Source organism: Streptomyces sp. NPDC059398, assembly GCF_042751845.1.
Taxonomy (GTDB): domain Bacteria; phylum Actinomycetota; class Actinomycetes; order Streptomycetales; family Streptomycetaceae; genus Streptomyces.
In genome coordinates this window covers 3,547-19,929 of sequence record NZ_JBHYWP010000130.1, presented here as the reverse complement: position 1 = coordinate 19,929, position 16,383 = coordinate 3,547, and the positions used below count along the sequence as shown (strand labels likewise).

General features: G+C 69.4%; 15 protein-coding genes. 10 read left to right on the top strand and 5 right to left on the bottom strand.

All coding sequences use genetic code 11. The annotated features are described in order from the left end of the window. Positions 1-99 precede the first annotated feature (99 nt). Both ACFXBC_RS31965 and ACFXBC_RS31960 read left to right on the top strand, forming a co-directional pair. A complete protein-coding gene (locus ACFXBC_RS31965; protein ID WP_385032485.1) occupies positions 100-1,779 on the top strand; it encodes an AMP-binding protein in 1,680 nt (559 codons plus the stop codon). Next, complete coding sequence (locus ACFXBC_RS31960; RefSeq protein ID WP_385032482.1) at positions 1,776-3,395, top strand: AMP-binding protein; 1,620 nt, start codon at positions 1,776-1,778, stop codon at positions 3,393-3,395. Before ACFXBC_RS31965 ends, ACFXBC_RS31960 begins: the two co-directional genes overlap by 4 nt. Positions 3,396-3,593: 198 nt before the next feature. Here ACFXBC_RS31960 and ACFXBC_RS31955 read toward each other — a convergent pair whose 3' ends face one another. Continuing rightward, the gene (locus ACFXBC_RS31955; RefSeq protein ID WP_385032479.1) at positions 3,594-4,037 is read right to left on the bottom strand and encodes a MarR family winged helix-turn-helix transcriptional regulator; all 444 of its coding nucleotides are present in this window, start codon (positions 4,035-4,037) and stop codon (positions 3,594-3,596) included. A gap of 191 nt (positions 4,038-4,228) precedes the next feature. Between ACFXBC_RS31955 and ACFXBC_RS31950 the strand changes: the two genes are divergently transcribed. Next, entirely contained in the window at positions 4,229-5,467 is a 1,239-nt protein-coding gene (locus tag ACFXBC_RS31950; RefSeq protein WP_385032476.1) for an MFS transporter, read from the top strand. A 123-nt stretch (positions 5,468-5,590) separates the two neighbouring features. Next, positions 5,591-6,358, top strand: coding sequence for a polysaccharide deacetylase family protein (locus ACFXBC_RS31945; protein WP_385032473.1), 768 nt, complete (start codon positions 5,591-5,593; stop codon positions 6,356-6,358). Between the two features lie 84 nt (positions 6,359-6,442). On the opposite strand, the gene ACFXBC_RS31940 is transcribed toward ACFXBC_RS31945, so the two are convergent. Then, positions 6,443-7,321 carry a hypothetical protein gene (locus ACFXBC_RS31940; protein ID WP_385032470.1) on the bottom strand — a complete coding sequence of 293 codons (879 nt, stop codon included), beginning with the start codon at positions 7,319-7,321 and terminating at the stop codon, positions 6,443-6,445. Positions 7,322-7,523: 202 nt separating this feature from the next. Here ACFXBC_RS31940 and gcl point away from each other — a divergent pair, with 202 nt between their 5' ends. Then, the gene (gene gcl, locus ACFXBC_RS31935; protein WP_385032467.1) at positions 7,524-9,308 is read left to right on the top strand and encodes a glyoxylate carboligase; all 1,785 of its coding nucleotides are present in this window, start codon (positions 7,524-7,526) and stop codon (positions 9,306-9,308) included. Positions 9,309-10,008: 700 nt separating this feature from the next. Here the strand turns inward: gcl and ACFXBC_RS31930 are convergent. From ACFXBC_RS31930 to ACFXBC_RS31920, 3 genes are all read right to left on the bottom strand, one after another. Continuing rightward, a complete protein-coding gene (locus ACFXBC_RS31930) occupies positions 10,009-11,466 on the bottom strand; it encodes a catalase (protein ID WP_385032465.1) in 1,458 nt (485 codons plus the stop codon). 201 nt (positions 11,467-11,667) lie between these two features. Continuing rightward, entirely contained in the window at positions 11,668-12,558 is an 891-nt protein-coding gene (locus ACFXBC_RS31925; RefSeq protein ID WP_385032462.1) for a 2-hydroxy-3-oxopropionate reductase, read from the bottom strand. 34 nt (positions 12,559-12,592) lie between these two features. Beyond that, positions 12,593-13,414 carry a TIM barrel protein gene (locus ACFXBC_RS31920; RefSeq protein ID WP_385032459.1) on the bottom strand — a complete coding sequence of 274 codons (822 nt, stop codon included), beginning with the start codon at positions 13,412-13,414 and terminating at the stop codon, positions 12,593-12,595. Between the two features lie 125 nt (positions 13,415-13,539). Between ACFXBC_RS31920 and ACFXBC_RS31915 the strand changes: the two genes are divergently transcribed. The 5 genes from ACFXBC_RS31915 to pucL all read left to right on the top strand — a co-directional run bounded on the left by ACFXBC_RS31915 (position 13,540) and on the right by pucL (position 16,247). Then, on the top strand, positions 13,540-13,800 hold the full coding sequence (locus ACFXBC_RS31915) for a hypothetical protein (protein ID WP_385032456.1): 261 nt from the start codon (positions 13,540-13,542) through the stop codon (positions 13,798-13,800). Continuing rightward, positions 13,797-14,156, top strand: a complete 360-nt coding sequence (locus ACFXBC_RS31910; protein ID WP_385032453.1) for a helix-turn-helix domain-containing protein — start codon at positions 13,797-13,799, stop codon at positions 14,154-14,156. Before ACFXBC_RS31915 ends, ACFXBC_RS31910 begins: the two co-directional genes overlap by 4 nt. 195 nt (positions 14,157-14,351) lie before the next feature. After that, positions 14,352-14,921, top strand: a complete 570-nt coding sequence (uraD, locus tag ACFXBC_RS31905) for a 2-oxo-4-hydroxy-4-carboxy-5-ureidoimidazoline decarboxylase (RefSeq protein ID WP_385032450.1) — start codon at positions 14,352-14,354, stop codon at positions 14,919-14,921. Between the two features lie 5 nt (positions 14,922-14,926). Beyond that, complete coding sequence (gene uraH, locus ACFXBC_RS31900; protein WP_385032447.1) at positions 14,927-15,316, top strand: hydroxyisourate hydrolase; 390 nt, start codon at positions 14,927-14,929, stop codon at positions 15,314-15,316. Between the two features lie 7 nt (positions 15,317-15,323). Then, positions 15,324-16,247, top strand: coding sequence for a factor-independent urate hydroxylase (pucL, locus tag ACFXBC_RS31895; RefSeq protein WP_385032444.1), 924 nt, complete (start codon positions 15,324-15,326; stop codon positions 16,245-16,247). Positions 16,248-16,383 lie beyond the last annotated feature (136 nt).

The window sequence follows — 16,383 nt, the reverse complement described above, 5'->3', positions numbered from 1 at the left end:
GGCCAGGACGGAAGGCCCGGCCTCCCCCGTTCGGGGGTGGTGGGACCCGGGCCACTGATTACACGATGCTGGGCAGCAGTCCCGCAATGAGGAGGACACATGGCGTCGAACAACGCGACGGAGGAGTTCCGGGCCGCACGGGACTTCCTGCTCCGGCACCGTGAGGAGTACCTGACGGCCTACGAGGGCTTCAGCTGGCCGCGCCCCGGGCACTTCAACTGGGCGCTCGACTGGTTCGACACCATCGCCCGGGGCAATGAGCGGACCGCGCTGCACATCGTCGAGGAGGACGGCGCCGAGACCAGGGTGTCGTTCTCGGAGATGGCCGAGCGGTCCGACCGGGCGGCCAACTGGCTGCGGGTGCACGGCGTCCGGGCTGGCGACCGCATCCTGGTGATGCTCGGGAACCAGCAGGAGCTGTGGGAGACGGCGCTCGCCGCGATGAAGCTGCGCGCCGTCGTCATCCCGGCAACTCCGCTGCTGGGCACGGCGGATCTGCGCGACCGGGTCGACCGGGGCGGCGCCCGCCATGTGCTCGTACGCACCGAGGACACCGCCAAGTTCGCTGAGGTGGCCGGGGATTACACCAGGATCGCGGTCGGTGCCGGCACCCCGGAGGGCTGGCTGTCGTACGGGGACGCCGCGACCGCCCCCGCCCGGTTCGAGCCCGACGGGGACACCCGCGCCGACGACCCGCTGATGCTGTACTTCACCTCAGGGACCACGGCCCGGCCCAAGCTGGTCGAGCACACCCACACCTCGTACCCGGTCGGCCATCTGGCGACGATGTACTGGATCGGTCTGCGCCCCGGCGACGTCCACCTCAACATCTCCTCACCCGGATGGGCGAAGCACGCCTGGTCGAATCTGTTCGCGCCCTGGAACGCCGAGGCGACGGTCTTCATCCACAACTACACCCGCTTCGACCCGGCCCGGCTGATGGACGAGATGGACCGGGTCGGCGTGACGTCCTTCTGCGCGCCGCCCACCGTCTGGCGGATGCTGATCCAGGCCGACCTCAGCCGGCTGCGGACACCGCCGCGCGAGGTCGCGGCGGCGGGCGAGCCGCTGAACCCCGAGGTCATCGAGACCGTACGGCGGGTCTGGGGCACCACGATCCGGGACGGCTTCGGGCAGACGGAGACAGCCGTCCAGGTGGCCAACAGCCCCGGCCAGCTCCTCAAGTCGGGCTCCATGGGCCGCCCGACGCCCGGCTACAAGGTCGAGCTGCTCGACCCCGTCACCGGGGAGCCCGGCGTGAGCGAGGGCGAGATCTGTCTCGACCTGTCCGCCCGGCCGGTCGGTCTGATGACCGGCTACCACGGCGACCCGGAGCGCACGGCCGAGGCGATGGCCGGGGGCTACTACCGCACCGGGGACATCGGTTCGCGCGACGCCGAAGGCTACATCACCTACATCGGCCGCTCCGACGACGTCTTCAAGGCGTCCGACTACAAGATCTCGCCGTTCGAGCTGGAGAGCGCGCTCCTGGAGCACGAGGCGGTGGCGGAGGCCGCGGTCGTACCGGCCCCCGACCCGCTGCGGCTCGCCGTACCCAAGGCGTACGTGGTCCTGGCGGAGGGCTGGGAGCCGGGGCCCGACGCGGCGAAGGTACTCTTCGCCCACTCGCGCGCGGTGCTCGCCCCGTACAAGCGGATCCGGCGGATCGAGTTCGCCGAGCTGCCCAAGACGGTCTCCGGGAAGATCCGCAGGATCGAACTGCGCCGGGCGACCGCGGCGGGCTCCACCGACGAGTACGACGAGGGGGAGCTGCGGTGACCCTCTCGTACGCACACGGCACCGGGACGACACCGCTCCTGGGCGACACGATCGGTGCGAACCTGGACCGGGCGGTGGCCGCCTTCCCGGATCGCGAGGCACTCGTCGATGTGCCGTCCGGGCGGCGCTGGACCTATGCCGAGTTCGGCGCGGCGGTGGACGAGCTGGCCCGGGGGTTCACCGGCAGCGGGGTCGGCAAGGGCGAACGGGTCGGGATCTGGGCGGTCAACTGCCCGGAGTGGGTGCTCGTCCAGTACGCCACCGCGCGGATCGGCGCGATCATGGTCAACATCAACCCGGCGTACCGGGCGCACGAGCTGGAGTTCGTGCTGCGGCAGGCCGGGATCTCGGTGCTGATCGCCTCGACCGGGCACAAGGGCACCGACTACCGGGCGCTGGTCGGCGAGGTGCGCTCGCGCTGCCCCCGACTGCGCTCTGTCCACTACATCGGGGACCCGTCCTGGGACCAGCTGGTCACCGCTGCGGGCCCGGTGGAGCCCACCGCCGCCCGGCAGGCGGAGCCCGGTGCGGCGCTCTCCTGCGACGAGCCGATCAACATCCAGTACACCTCGGGCACCACCGGCTTCCCCAAGGGGGCCACCCTCTCCCACCACAGCATCCTCAACAACGGTTATTTCGTGGGCGAGTTGGTGGGCTACTCGGAGCAGGACCGGATCTGTCTGCCGGTGCCCTTCTACCACTGCTTCGGCATGGTGATGGGAAACCTGGCGGCCACCTCGCACGGTGCCTGCATCGTCATCCCGGCGCCCTCCTTCGACCCGGGGGCGACCCTGCGCGCCGTCGAGCAGGAGCGCTGCACCTCGCTCTACGGGGTGCCGACGATGTTCATCGCGGAGCTGAACCACCCGGAGTTCGCCTCGTACGACCTGAGTTCGCTGCGTACCGGGATCATGGCGGGCTCCCCGTGCCCGGCCGAGGTGATGAAGCGGGTCGTCGCCGAGATGCACATGGCCGAGGTGTCGATCTGCTACGGGATGACGGAGACCTCGCCGGTCTCCACCCAGACCCGCAGGGACGACGACCTGGAGCGGCGCACCGGGACCACGGGGCGGGTCCTGCCCCATCTGGAGGTGAAGGCGGTCGATCCCGCGACCGGGATCACGGTGGAGCGCGGCGAGCCGGGGGAGCTGTGCACCCGCGGCTACAGCGTGATGCTCGGCTACTGGGAGGAGCCGGAGCGGACCGCCGAGGTGATCGACGAGGGCCGCTGGATGCACACCGGCGACCTGGCCGTCATCCGCGAGGACGGGTACGTGCAGATCGTCGGCCGGATCAAGGACATGATCATCCGGGGCGGCGAGAACGTCTATCCCCGGGAGATCGAGGAGTTCCTCCACGGCCACCCCGAGGTCGCCGACGTCCAGGTGATCGGCGTACCGGACGAGCGGTACGGCGAAGAGGTGCTGGCCTGTGTCATCCCCCGCGACCCGGCCGACCCGCCGACGCTGGAGGGGATCCAGGAGTTCTGCCGGGAACGGCTCGCCCACTACAAGATCCCGCGCGGGCTGCGGATCCTGGAAGCCTTCCCGATGACGGTGAGCGGCAAGGTCAGGAAGGTGGAGCTGCGCAACCTGTACGGCCCGTCCGGCGTCTGACCGGCCCGGACACGGGGGGCGTCACGGCGACGCCTCCGATGGACAAGTCGATGGTGGGGACCGGCTGGTACGGCCAGGGCCCCGCCCCCGGCGGGCAGGACGCGGGCATGGACACCGGGCGCTGCTCCGCCGTGATCTCTGCCGACTCCTGACGCGGCAGCCCGGCCCGCTCGGCCCTGGGCCCCGGGTACCCCCGGCTCAGGCCGGGTCTTCCAGGGCTTTGATGAGGAGATGGGACAGGCGGCGGAACTCCTCGGTGTTGGCCCTGCCGAACTTCTCCAGGGCCGGAGCCAGTCCGGCCTCGACCTGGATGAAGATCTCATCCATCACCTTGTGTCCCTTGGCCGTGAGGTGGTTGTCCATCACCCGGCCCCGGGCCGGGGAGCGCTCCACCAGTCCCTCCTCCTGCAGGGTCCGGACGAGACGGCTGACGGCCTGCGGCGTGTGGACCGCGGCGCGCGCGAGCTCTGAAGCGGAGGCGCCGGGTGTCCGCTTCAGTTCCCGCAGCACCGTCCACTGCCCGAGGGTGAGTCCCAGCGGGTGGATGACCTGCTCGATCCGGTCGGCGAAGAGGTGCCGAATGATCCTGGACAGTGCACCGATTTCGATCCCCTGAGGCAGCGGGTCACCCGAGTTCTTCATGTTTGACACTGTACTCGTCGCGTTCTATGTTGAATCAAAGTTCAATGTGGAATCGTGATTCGACAGCAGTCGGCTGCTCGCTACGGCGATCGAGGTGTACGTCTCAAGCCGTGGCACAGGTCCTGGCCGGGCCGGTCTGCGGAGTCGACCCGGCTTCCGCTCCTCCCCACGTCCGTATCCGGAGACAGACCATGCCCGTGCCCATAGCCGCCCGTGCCACACCGGAGTCAAACGCGCGACAGAAGGACCTGCCCGGCTGGCTGGTCGTACTCCTGGCCACTTCCTGCGGGCTGACCGTGGCCAACCTCTACTACGCCCAGCCGCTCCTGGAGATGCTGCGCCGGACCTTCCAGCTCCAGGACTCGACCGCCGGCCTGCTGATCACCCTGACCCAGCTCGGCTACGCCGCCGGCATGGTGTTCCTGGTCCCCCTCGGCGACCGTATCGAGAACTCCCGTCTGGTCTCCGTCCTGCTCACCGTCACCGCCCTGGCCATGGCCGCAGGTGGCCTCGCCCCCACCTTCACCGTCCTGCTCGTCGCCGCGCTCGTCGCGGGCGCCACCTCCGTCGTCGCACAGGTCCTCGTCCCCTACGCCGCCGACCTCGCCCCCGATCACCTGCGCGGCGCCGTGGTGGGCAAGGTCATGAGCGGACTGCTCGCCGGGATCCTGCTCTCCCGCACCGTCGGCAGCCTGCTCGCGGACGTCGCAGGCTGGCGCACCGTCTACCTGGTCTCCGCCGTCCTGATGGCGATCCTGGCCGTTGTCCTGCGCCGCGCGCTGCCCCGCCGGGCCCCCACCAGCACCGCTTCCTACACCGCGCTGCTGCGTTCCACGGCCCGGCTGATCCGCGTGCACCCGCAGCTGCGCCGCCGGTCCTCGTACCACGCCTGCATGTTCGCCGCCTTCAGCGCGTTCTGGACGACCATCTCCTACGTCCTGACCGCCGCGCCATACCACTACTCCCAGCTCCAGGTCGGCCTGTTCGCCTTCGTCGGCGCCGCCGGCGCGCTCGTCGCCCCTCTCGCGGGCCGCCTCGCCGACCGGGGGCTCACCCACCGGCTCACCCCCGTGGCCTGCCTGCTCGCCTCCGCCACCCTCATCTGGGCCGGCCTGGCCGCCCATCAGATCCTCGTACTCGCCGCCGCCGCGGTCCTCCTGGACTGCGCCGTGCAGTGCTCTCTGATCTTCGGGCAGCACACCGTCTACCAACTCGACGCGGACGCCCGCGCCCGGATCACCAGCGTCTACATCGCCACCTTCTTCATCGGCGGCGCCATCGGCTCCCAACTCGGCACCCTTGCCTACCACTTGGGTGACTGGCAGGCGGTCACCCTCACCGCGGCGGCCTTCCCCCTCGTCGCCGCGCTCGCCTGGACCACCGACCGCACCCACACCAGCAGGAAGCGCCGGACCGCAGCCACCACATGAAGCCTGCTCCGCCCGCCCGCGCCGTCCTCCTGTCCCCGCCGTCTTCCTGCCCTCGCCGTCTTCGACGCGGGTGGGAGACCCCGCTATACATGTGGTTTATACATGCTGTGTATAGTCCGGGCCATGTCATTGCTGAAGAAGAAGGCGGGGCGGCTCGGGGCCGCCGCTGCCGTGGCCGCGCTCATATCCGTGGCGCTGAGCGGCTGCTCCATGGACACGACATCGCCCTCCGAGGCGCGCGACCACGCGGACCAGAAGGACACGGCTCCGCTCGGGCCGGCCGACTGCCGCAAGGTCAAGTGCATCGCGCTGACCTTCGACGCCGGTCCCGGCCCGAACACCGCCCACCTCCTCGACGTCCTGAAGGAGAAGAAGGTGCACGCGACCTTCTTCCTGCTGGGCCGGGACCATGTGATGAAGTACCCCGAACTCGTCAAGCGCGAGGCGGCCGAGGGTCATGAGGTGGGCAACCACACCTGGACGCACAAGATCCTCACGAAGCAGAAGGCCGATGTGGCCCGCGCGGAGATCGACAAGACCGAGGTCGCGGTGGAGAAGCTCACCGGCAAGCGGCCCCGGGTGATGCGTCCGCCGCAGGGCCGTACCAACGACGACGTCTCCAAGATCTGCAAGGAGCTGGGCGTCTCGCAGGTGCTGTGGAGCACCACCGCCAAGGACTACTCCACGAACGACACCGCCCTCATCCAGAAGCGGACGCTCAAGCAGGCGAAGCCCGATGGCATCATCCTGCTGCACGACATCTACAAGGGCACGGTGCCGGCGGTCTCCGGCATCATCGACACCCTGCAGAAGCGGGGCTACCACTTCGTCACGGTGCCGCAGCTGATCGCGCCCGCGAAACTGAAGCCGGGCGAGATCTACCGCCCGTAGCGCCCGTGCCGCCTGTACCGCCTGTACCGCCCGTACCGCCCGTACCGCCCGTACCGCCCGGAGTGTTTCCGGGCGGGGCGCCGTTCAGCTCTGCGCGGCGCCTGTACTGACCAGTTCCTCGGCCGCTCCGTTGACCGGCTGCGGGGTGCCGGTGAGATCCAGCGCGAAGAGCGGCACGGCCAGGTCGTCGGCCCGGGTGCGGGCCTCATCGGCGTACCCCGGCAGCGAGAAGAAGACGCACGCCGCCGCCGTATTCATCCCGTGCAGCCACAGGCACTCGACGTCCCGCGGCGGGACGGGCCGGGTGGTGGCCTCCACGGTGGCGACCAGGCCCGGCGCATGCAGATCGATCCCGGACGCCGGCCGCCGCTCCGGCTGCACGATCCCGCGGAAGCCCAGCCACTCCAGATAGCGCGCCGCCGCCGACACCACGTCGCCCGCGGTGCGGATCGCCAGGGGCCGGAAGGCGGGCCGGGGTGCGGCGGCCGTCCGCGGCAGCGGGATATGGGCCGGGGGCCGCGCCCCCGCGTGCCGCTCCGCAGGGGAGGAGCCCCCGGCGTGCGGATCCCCGGTGCCCGCCGTGTCCGCCGTCCCCGCCGTGTCCGCGGTCTCCGGTGTGCCCGTGTCCGCAGCTCCTGCCGTGCCCGCCCCCGCTGTCACCGGGCGTACCGCGAGCCGCAGGACCGTACCGCAGGAGCAGCCGAGTTCGGGCCGCGGCCACTCGTCCTGCCGTCCGCACTCCGCGCAGCGCACCGCGACCCACTCGTCCGACCAGCTCCGGCGGGTGAGGGGCACTGGCGCCACATCCGTCAGCAACGGCGGGGCGAGCGGGGCGCCGCAGGCGCAGGGCAGGACCGTCGCCAGATACGCATGCTCCTTCAAGCAGACCGGGCAGCGCACGACCGCGCTCGTCGCCCACTCCTCCGCGCCTCTTCCCGCGCCCTTGCCCGCTCCCTCTCCCATGGGGTCATCGTCCACCAAGCGGCCCGGCTTGGGGCGTACTTCGCACAGGTGACGCAAGTCCGCCCGCCCTCTCTTGACGGCAGGCGCGGCCAGCTCTTACATTGCTTCCGTATAGCAGAAATAGACTTCCGTAATACGGAATTGGGCGATCTCAGGTTGGCGCGACAGGAGGCCCACTCCGACTGGCGAGCAGGAGTATTCAATGCCTCGTATGACCGCTGCCCGAGCGGCAGTCGAGATTCTCAAGCGCGAGGGCGTCAGCAACGCGTTCGGCGTGCCGGGCGCGGCGATCAACCCGTTCTATGCCGCGCTCAAGGCCGCCGGCGGTGTGCGTCACACGCTCGCCCGCCATGTCGAGGGCGCCTCGCACATGGCCGAGGGGTACACCCGTACCCACCCCGGCAACATCGGCGTCTGCATCGGTACGTCGGGCCCCGCGGGCACCGACATGATCACCGGTCTCTACTCCGCCACCGGTGACTCCATCCCGATCCTCTGCATCACCGGCCAGGCCCCGACCGCCGTGATGCAGAAGGAGGACTTCCAGGCCGTCGACATCGCCTCGATCGCCAAGCCGGTCACCAAGGCGGCGACCACGGTCATGGAGGCCGCACAGGTCCCCGGCGTCTTCCAGCAGGCGTTCCATCTGATGCGCTCGGGCCGTCCGGGCCCCGTCCTCATCGACCTGCCGATCGATGTGCAGCTCACCGAGATCGAGTTCGACCCCGAGACGTACACCCCGCTGCCGGTCTACCGGCCGACCGCGTCCCGTGCCCAGATCGAGAAGGCGATCACGCTCCTCAACGAGTCGGAGCGCCCGCTGATCGTCGCGGGCGGCGGCATCATCAACGCCGACGCGTCCGAACTGCTGGTGGAGTTCGCCGAGCTGACCGGTACGCCGGTCATCCCGACCCTGATGGGCTGGGGCATCCTCGCCGACGACCACGAGCTGAACGCGGGCATGGTCGGACTCCAGACCTCGCACCGCTACGGCAACGCCACGTTCCTGGAGTCGGACTTCGTCCTCGGTATCGGCAACCGCTGGGCCAACCGCCACACGGGCCGGCTCGACACCTACACCAAGGGCCGCAAGTTCGTCCATGTCGACATCGAGCCCACCCAGCTGGGCAAGATCTTCGCCCCCGACTTCGGGATCGCGTCCGACGCCAAGGCAGCTCTGGAGCTGTTCGTCGAGGTCGCACGTGAGCTGAAGGCAGCGGGGAAGCTCCCGGACCGCTCGGAGTGGGCCGCGTCGGCCCAGGACCGCAAGGCCAGGCTCCAGCGCCGTACCCACTTCGACAACGTCCCGATGAAGCCGCAGCGTGTGTACGAGGAGATGAACCGGGCGTTCGGCCCCGACACCCGCTACGTCACCACCATCGGCCTCTCCCAGATCGCCGGCGCGCAGATGCTGCACGTCTACAAGCCGCGCCACTGGATCAACTGCGGCCAGGCGGGCCCGCTGGGCTGGACGATCCCGGCCGCGCTGGGGGTGGCCACCGCCGACCCCGGTGCGACGGTCGTCGCGCTCTCCGGTGACTACGACTTCCAGTTCATGCTGGAGGAGCTGGCCGTCGGCGCGCAGCACAACATCCCTTACGTCCATGTCCTGGTGAACAACGCGTACCTGGGCCTGATCCGCCAGGCGCAGCGCAACTTCGACATCGACTTCCAGGTCAACCTGGAGTTCGAGAACATCAACTCTCCCGAGCTCGGTGTGTACGGCGTGGACCACGTCAAGGTCGCCGAGGGGCTGGGCTGCAAGGCGATCCGGGTCACCGAGCCCGACCAGCTGCTGCCCGCCTTCGAGGAGGCCAAGAAGCTGGCCGCGCAGTACCGGGTCCCGGTCGTCGTGGAGGCGATCCTGGAGCGGGTCACCAACATCTCGATGAGCGGCACCGACCTCGCGGGGGTCAACGAGTTCGAGGACATCGCGACCGAGCCGGGCCACGCCCCGACCGCGATCCGTCCGCTGCTCACCTCCTGACCTTCGCACCGATCGCTCCCTGAGGGGCGGGCCTGCCGGCGACGGCGGCCCGCCCCTCGTGCGTTACGGGCCCTCGGGGCCGCGCTGCTCCCTCTTCCTTCCCGGGGCCGAGCCGGGGTGCGGCCGGTGATCGCTGTGGCTGTGCCGACGGTGTTCGCTGTGGTCGTACGGCAGCAGCGCTGCGGCCGGGCACACGGGAGCCGGGCAACACGAGCCGGGCACACGGGAGCCGGGCACACGAAAGGAGTGCGGTACGAGGGATCGTGGACCTCGTACCGCACTCCGGCTCGTGCTGATGGCTCCGCTGCTGGATGGTGGTGCTTCGCGGTGCTGGGCGATGCTTCGCCGTGCTGGTGCGCTGGTGGTACTGGATACCGCCCGGCGGCACGAGACTGGGCGCGACAGGACATTCGCGCCACCGGGCGGAGCTCAAGGGGGGAGGCTCTCCACTGTGCTGGGACAGCGGCGGACCGCTGTGCCGTGACAGCAGGGGACCGCGGCGGAGTGCGATCGGCCCGCCCGGTCCCTCTCCTTCACATCAGGAGAGCGCCGGGGGGCCTTGACCACCGCACTGGCATCTCACTCCGCCGCGGTCCGCAGGCTTGTCCGGGCCGCCGGCCACCCCTCATCGGGACGGCGGACCGGACTGCGCCGATGACCTGACCTCCCGTCAAGTCACCTGCGCCGTCTGGTGGTTGAATCAGTCCTCGCGCAGAGCGCGGACCGCTTCCTCGACGCGCTTGCCGTACTCCGTGTCGGCGGCGTGGAAGTGCGCGAGGTTCTTCTCGATGACCTCGTCGAGGGTGACCTGCGAGAGGCCGCCCGCGATGTTGGCGATCAGCCGCGACTTCTCGTCGTCGGACATCAGCCGGTACAGCTCGCCCGCCTGGAAGAAGTCGTCGTCCTTCACGTGCTCGGCGGCGCCCTGCGCACCGGTCCAGCCGGTCACGGCCAGCGGGGCGGCCAGCGGCGCGTCCGTCTGGGCCGGGCCCGCGTGGGAGTTGGGCTCGTAGTTCTTGTCGTAGCGCGAGCCGTAGCGGGTCGCCATCGAGCCATCGCGGCCGTAGTTGTCGGCGGTCGCCTTCCGCGGGGCGTTGACCGGGAGCTGCGTGTGGTTGATGCCCACGCGGTAGCGCTGTGCGTCGGCGTACGCGAAGAGGCGGCCCTGGAGCATCTTGTCCGGCGAGGGACCGATACCGGGGACGAAGTTGTTCGGCGAGAACGCCGCCTGCTCGACCTCGGCGAAGACGTTGTCCGGGTTGCGGTCGAGGACGAGACGGCCCACGCGCTGCAGCGGGTAGTCGCTGTGCGGCCACACCTTGGTCACGTCGAACGGGTTGAAGCGGTACTCGGCCGCCTCGGCCGCCGGCATGATCTGGACGTGCAGCGTCCAGGACGGGTTGACGCCCCGCTCGATCGCCTGGAGCAGGTCGGTCTGGTGGCTGTTGCCGTCCTTGCCCACGATCTCGGCGGCCTGCTCGGCGGAGAGGCTGCGGACACCCTGGTTCGTCTTGAAGTGGTACTTGACGAAGAAGGCCTCACCCTGGGCGTTCGTCCACTGGTAGGTGTGCGAGCCGTAGCCGTTCATGTGCCGGTACGAGGCGGGGATGCCGCGGTCGCCCATCAGCCAGGTCACCTGGTGGGTGGCCTCGGGGGAGTGCGCCCAGAAGTCCCAGACGTTGTCGGGCTCCTGCTTGCCGGTGAACGGGTCACGCTTCTGCGAGTGGATGAAGTCCGGGAACTTGATGGGGTCCTTGATGAAGAAGACCGGGGTGTTGTTCCCGACGAGGTCGTAGTTGCCCTCGTCCGTGTAGAACTTCAGCGCGAAGCCGCGGGGGTCGCGTACCGCGTCGGAGCCGCCCAGTGAGTCGGCCACGGTGGAGAAGCGGATGAACGTGTCGGTGCGCTTGCCCACGCTGGACAGGAAGTCGGCACGGGTGAAGCCGGTGACGTCGTCGGTCACCTCGAAGTACCCGTACGCGCCGGAGCCGCGGGCGTGGACGACACGCTCCGGGATGCGCTCACGGTTGAACCGGGCGAGCTTCTCCAGCAGGTGCTGGTCCTGGATGAGGATCGGGCCGCCGACGCCGGCGGTGGCGGAGTTCTGGTTGTCGGCGACCGGGGCGCCTGACTCGGTCGTAAGCACGCGCTTCGACATCGTGGACCTTCCGTACTGGGGCTGCTGACGGCTTGAGGAGCGTAGAGACGCCATGAACGCCGCGTCAACAGTTTGTTGAAATTGAAGGATGAGGAGGACGGGGACCGGACCGCGGCAGCGCCTGGGCGCGACAGGACAGGTGTCAGCGCTGCCGCGGACCGGAGTTCGGGAGGGGCCGGAGCCCCGGGGTGTGGCGGGGCGTCAGGCCTGCGGGCCGGACAGCCGCTCGACCGAGCGCAGCAGCGCGGAGTGGTCGAGGCCGCCGTCGCCCTGGGCGCGCAGCGAGGCGACCAGCTGGGCCACGACCGCGCCGACGGGGAGCGCGGCGCCGACGTTGCGGGCGGCGTCCGTGACGATGCCCATGTCCTTGTGGTGGAGGTCGATCCGGAATCCGGGCTTGAAGTCCCGGTTCAGGAAGTTGTCCTTCTTGCGGGTCAGCACGGTGGAGCCGGCCAGCCCGCCGTTGAGGACGTCGAGGGCCGCGGTGAGGTTCACACCGGACTTCTCCAGGAAGACCACGGCCTCGGCGCACGCCTGGATGTTGACGGCGACGATCAGCTGGTTGGCGGCCTTCACCGTCTGGCCCGCACCGTGCGGACCGCAGAGCACGATGGTCTTGCCCAGTGCGTCCAGAATCGGCTTCGCGGTGTCGAAGTCGGCCTGCTCACCGCCGACCATGATCGACAGCACGGCCTCGATGGCACCGGCCTCGCCGCCGGAGACCGGGGCGTCCAGGACCCGCAGGCCCTTCTCGGCGCCGGCCTTGCCCAGGTCGACCGAGGTCTGCGGGGTGATCGACGACATGTCGATCAGCAGCGCGCCCGCCTTGGCGTTCTCAAGGATGCCGTCAGGGCCGTAGGCGATGGCCTCGACCTGCGGCGATGCGGGCACCATGGTGATCACCACATCGGCGTCGCGCACCGCTTCGGCGATCGAGGACACGGCGGTGCCGCCTGCGGCGGCCAGCCGGTCCAGCTTGTCCTGCTCCAGGGTGTATCCGGTCACCGAGTAGCCGGCCTTGATCAGGTTCTCGGACATCGGGGAGCCCATGATGCCGAGGCCGATCCATGCGACCTTGGGGAGATTGCTCATGCGGGGTCCTCTTTCAGCACGCGGGTGGAGATGGTCAGTTGGGGAGCCAGCCGAAGGCCTCGGCGCTCGGGCGGTCGCCCGGCTTGTACTCCAGGCCGACCCAGCCGTCGTAACCGGCCTTGGCCAGCCGGTCGAGCAGGTCCTCCAGCGGCAGCGAACCCGTACCGGGCGCGCCGCGGCCGGGGTTGTCCGCGATCTGTACGTGGCCGGTCTGCGCGGCGTAGGCGTCGATGACCTGGCTGAGGTCCTCGCCGTTCATCGACAGGTGGTAGAGGTCGAGCAGGAACTTCGCGTTCCCGAGCCCCGTAGCGGCGTTGACCTTGTTGACCACGTCGATGGCGGCCGGGGCGCTCACCAGCGGGCAGAGCGGCGACTCCGGCTTGTTGAGCGCCTCGATGAGCAGGATCGCGCCCACCCGGTCGGCGGCGCGGGCCGCTGCCGTGAGGTTCTCCAGGGCGAGCTCGTCCTGGACCGCCGGATCGACGCCTTCGACCCGGTTGCCGTACAGGGCGTTGAGTGCCTTGCAGCCGACGGAGGCGGCGAAGTCGGCCGCGATGTCGATGTTGGCGCGGAAGCGGTCGGACTCCTGGCCGGGGACGGAGAGCGCGCCCCGGTCCGGACCGGGGAGCCGTCCCGCGTAGAAGTTCAGCCCCACCAGCTGGGTGCCGGCGTCGTCGAGCGCCTTCTTGAGCGCGTCGAGCTCGCCCTGCGGAGGGGTGGGGGTCTCGATCCACGGCCACCACAGCTCGACCGCGGTGAAGCCGGCCGCTGCGGCGGCCGCGGGACGCTCCAGAAGCGGGAGTTCCGTGAAGAGGATCGAGAGGTTCACATCGAAGCGCTGGTCCGTGTAGCCCATAAGGCGTTCGGCGCTCCTTCCGTATTGCGGAAGTTTCTTTCTACTTGATGGAAGATTGCCTGCCGGCCTGGGGAGCTGTCAAGTGGGCCTGCCTTTTTTCCTCGCACGCGCAGTAGGTTGTGCGCGTGCGATTGAGAGTGGAATTCACGACGGAGCCCTTTGATCTGGACGATGCGCCGCCGCATGCGGTGGTCGCCCGGGAGGTCATCCAGGCCGCCGAGCTGGACGCCGTGGACGTCGGGCCCTTCGGCAACACCGCCGAGGGCGGCTCGGAAGAGGTGCTGACCGCGGTGGAGGCGCTGCTCCGCCGGGCGCTGGGCGCGGGCGCCACCCGGGTCTCCCTCCAGGTGAATGTGATCGGGCAGGACGGGGAGGACGAGAAGTGACCGAGCCGGGAGACCACCCGCTCGTCGCCGCGGTGAAGCCGCTGGTCGACGCCATGGGGGCCGAGATCCTCGTACCGGGCCAGGCGAGCGAGGACGATGTGGTGCTCGCCTGGGAGGGGGTGGATGTCCTGGCCGTGCGGCTGCCGCAGCTCTCGGAGTCCCTGGACCACATCCTGGCGGCGCTGGAGCGCCGGCACGGGGTGCCGCTCTCGGAGCTCGACCGCAGGACGAAACAGGCCGTGGTGCGGATACTGGAGGCGCGCGGCGCGTTCTCGGTACGCCACGGCGTGGAGACGGTGGCCGGTGCGCTCGGCGTCAGCCGCTTCACCGTCTACAACTACCTGAACAGGGAATAACGCCGCCAAGGGGACCGGGTCCCCGCGGGGTGCCGGCTGTCGGCCCCGCCGTTCGGGACAACCGCCGTCCGCGATGCCGGGCGGCGGTTTTTGTCTCACCAAGTTTTCAACAAAGTGTTGACGTGGTGTTTCCGAGGGCGTTAGCTATCCGCAGCCCGTCCAGCACAAGGCCCGTACAAGGCCACGGAGGTCCCCGTGACTTCGAGTCCAGAGCGCTTGCCGGGAGAGAACCCCGGAACCCCCGAAGGCCTCGCCCGGTTCAACACCCTGCGGGACAGCGCGGCGCGAGCCGTGCTCCACGAGGTCTGCGCCAGTCCGGTCTGGGGGAGCAGAATCCTCGCCCAGCGCCCTTACGCCACCACCGAAGCCCTCTTCCGGGCCAGCGACGCCGCCACGGCCGAGCTGACCACGGAAGACCTGGCCGAGGCGATGGCGGGGCACCCGCCGATCGGGCGGCCGAAACCCGGAGATCCGACCTCCTCCCGTGAACAGCGGGGGATGGCCGGGGCGACCGAGGAGGTGAAGGCCGAGATGCTCGAACTGAACCTGGCCTACCAGGAGAAGTTCGGACATGTCTTTCTGATCTGCGCGACCGGTGCCACCGGCGAGCAGATGCGCGACGCGATGAAGGCCCGGTCCGGCAATACGCCCGAGCAGGAGCGCGCGATCGTGCGCACCGAACTCGGCAAGATCAACCGCATCCGGCTGAATCTGGTCGCGGCGGCCACCGCGGAGCACGCGGCGGCCGCGGAAGAAGGAGAGTGAAGGTCTTGAGCACGCAGACCACCGCATCGGTGTCTACGCACATCCTGGACACCAGTGTGGGACGCCCCGCCGAAGGTGTCGCCATCTCGCTCGCGGCCCGCAGCGGCCCCGGCGCGCAGTGGACGGCCCTGGGCGGATCCGCGACCGACGCGGACGGGCGCTGCAAGGACCTGCCGGCCCTGCCGGAAGGAACAACCCATGTACGCCTCGATTTCGAGACCGAGGCGTACTTCGCCAAGAAACAAGCCGAGGCACAGCAGGACGCCCCCCGCGTAAGGGACAGCGGCGCTTTCTTCCCGGAGGTGGCGATCACGTTCGCCGTCGTCCCGGGTGAGCACTTCCACGTACCGCTGCTGCTCAACCCGTTCGGCTACTCCGTATACCGAGGGAGCTAGCACCGACATGCCCACGATTCTCGGCCAGAACCAGTACGGCAAAGCAGAGAACCGCGTAGTCAAGATCACGCGGGACGGCGACACCCACCACATCAAGGACCTGAACGTCTCGGTCGCCCTCTCCGGCGAGATGGACGAGGTCCACTACTCCGGCTCCAACGCCAACGTCCTGCCGACCGACACCACCAAGAACACGGTGTTCGCGTTCGCCAAGGAGCACGGCATCGAGTCCGCCGAGCAGTTCGGCATCCATCTGGCCCGGCACTTCGTGACCACCCAGGAAGGGATCCACCGGGCCAGGATCCGGATCGAGGAGTACGCCTGGGAGCGCATCGCCACCTCCGACGCCAGCTCGCAGTTCATCGGGGCCGACGACGTGCAGCACTCCTTCGTCCGCAAGGGCCAGGAACTGCGCACCGCCGAGATCACCTTCGACGGTGAGAAGTGGCAGGTCATCTCGGGTCTGAAGGACCTGACGGTGATGAACTCCACCAACTCGGAGTTCTGGGGCTACGCCAAGGACAAGTACACGACGCTCAAGGAGGCGTACGACCGCATCCTCGCGACCGCGGTCTCCGCCCAGTGGCGTTACGGCTGGTCAAGCGACGCCGACCGCATGCCGAACTGGGAGAAGTCCTACGAGCAGGCCAAGAAGCACATGCTCCAGGCCTTCGCCGAGACGTACTCGCTCTCGCTCCAGCAGACGATGTACCAGATGGGCGCGCGGATCATCAACAGCCGCAGCGAGATCGACGAGATCCGCTTCTCGCTGCCCAACAAGCACCACTTCCTGGTGGACCTGGAGCCCTTCGGGCTCAAGAACGACAACGAGGTCTACTACGCGGCCGACCGCCCGTACGGGCTCATCGAGGCGACCATCCTGCGGGACGGCGCCGACGCCCGTATCCCGGTCGACATGACCAACCTCTGAACCCCGGCGGTTGGGCCGCCCCCGCCCGCCCCCCCCCCCGGGGGGCGAGGGCGCCCGCCCCCCCACAAAGCACTACAGAAAACCACAAATAACAACAAAGGGCGCCGGGACACACCGGGGCGGGGGGGCAAAAAAA

Bases quoted from the DNA above. Each gene is read 5' to 3' on its own strand.
- gcl (WP_385032467.1), top strand. From the start codon at position 7,524: ATGCCTCGTATGACCGCTGCCCGAGCGGCAGTCGAGATTCTCAAGCGC.
- ACFXBC_RS31930 (WP_385032465.1), bottom strand. From the start codon at position 11,466: ATGTCGAAGCGCGTGCTTACGACCGAGTCAGGCGCCCCGGTCGCCGAC.
- ACFXBC_RS31920 (WP_385032459.1), bottom strand. From the start codon at position 13,414: ATGGGCTACACGGACCAGCGCTTCGATGTGAACCTCTCGATCCTCTTC.
- ACFXBC_RS31955 (WP_385032479.1), bottom strand. From the start codon at position 4,037: ATGAAGAACTCGGGTGACCCGCTGCCTCAGGGGATCGAAATCGGTGCA.
- ACFXBC_RS31940 (WP_385032470.1), bottom strand. From the start codon at position 7,321: ATGGGAGAGGGAGCGGGCAAGGGCGCGGGAAGAGGCGCGGAGGAGTGG.
- ACFXBC_RS31925 (WP_385032462.1), bottom strand. From the start codon at position 12,558: ATGAGCAATCTCCCCAAGGTCGCATGGATCGGCCTCGGCATCATGGGC.
- pucL (WP_385032444.1), top strand. From the start codon at position 15,324: ATGCCCACGATTCTCGGCCAGAACCAGTACGGCAAAGCAGAGAACCGC.
- ACFXBC_RS31965 (WP_385032485.1), top strand. From the start codon at position 100: ATGGCGTCGAACAACGCGACGGAGGAGTTCCGGGCCGCACGGGACTTC.
- ACFXBC_RS31945 (WP_385032473.1), top strand. From the start codon at position 5,591: ATGTCATTGCTGAAGAAGAAGGCGGGGCGGCTCGGGGCCGCCGCTGCC.
- ACFXBC_RS31950 (WP_385032476.1), top strand. From the start codon at position 4,229: ATGCCCGTGCCCATAGCCGCCCGTGCCACACCGGAGTCAAACGCGCGA.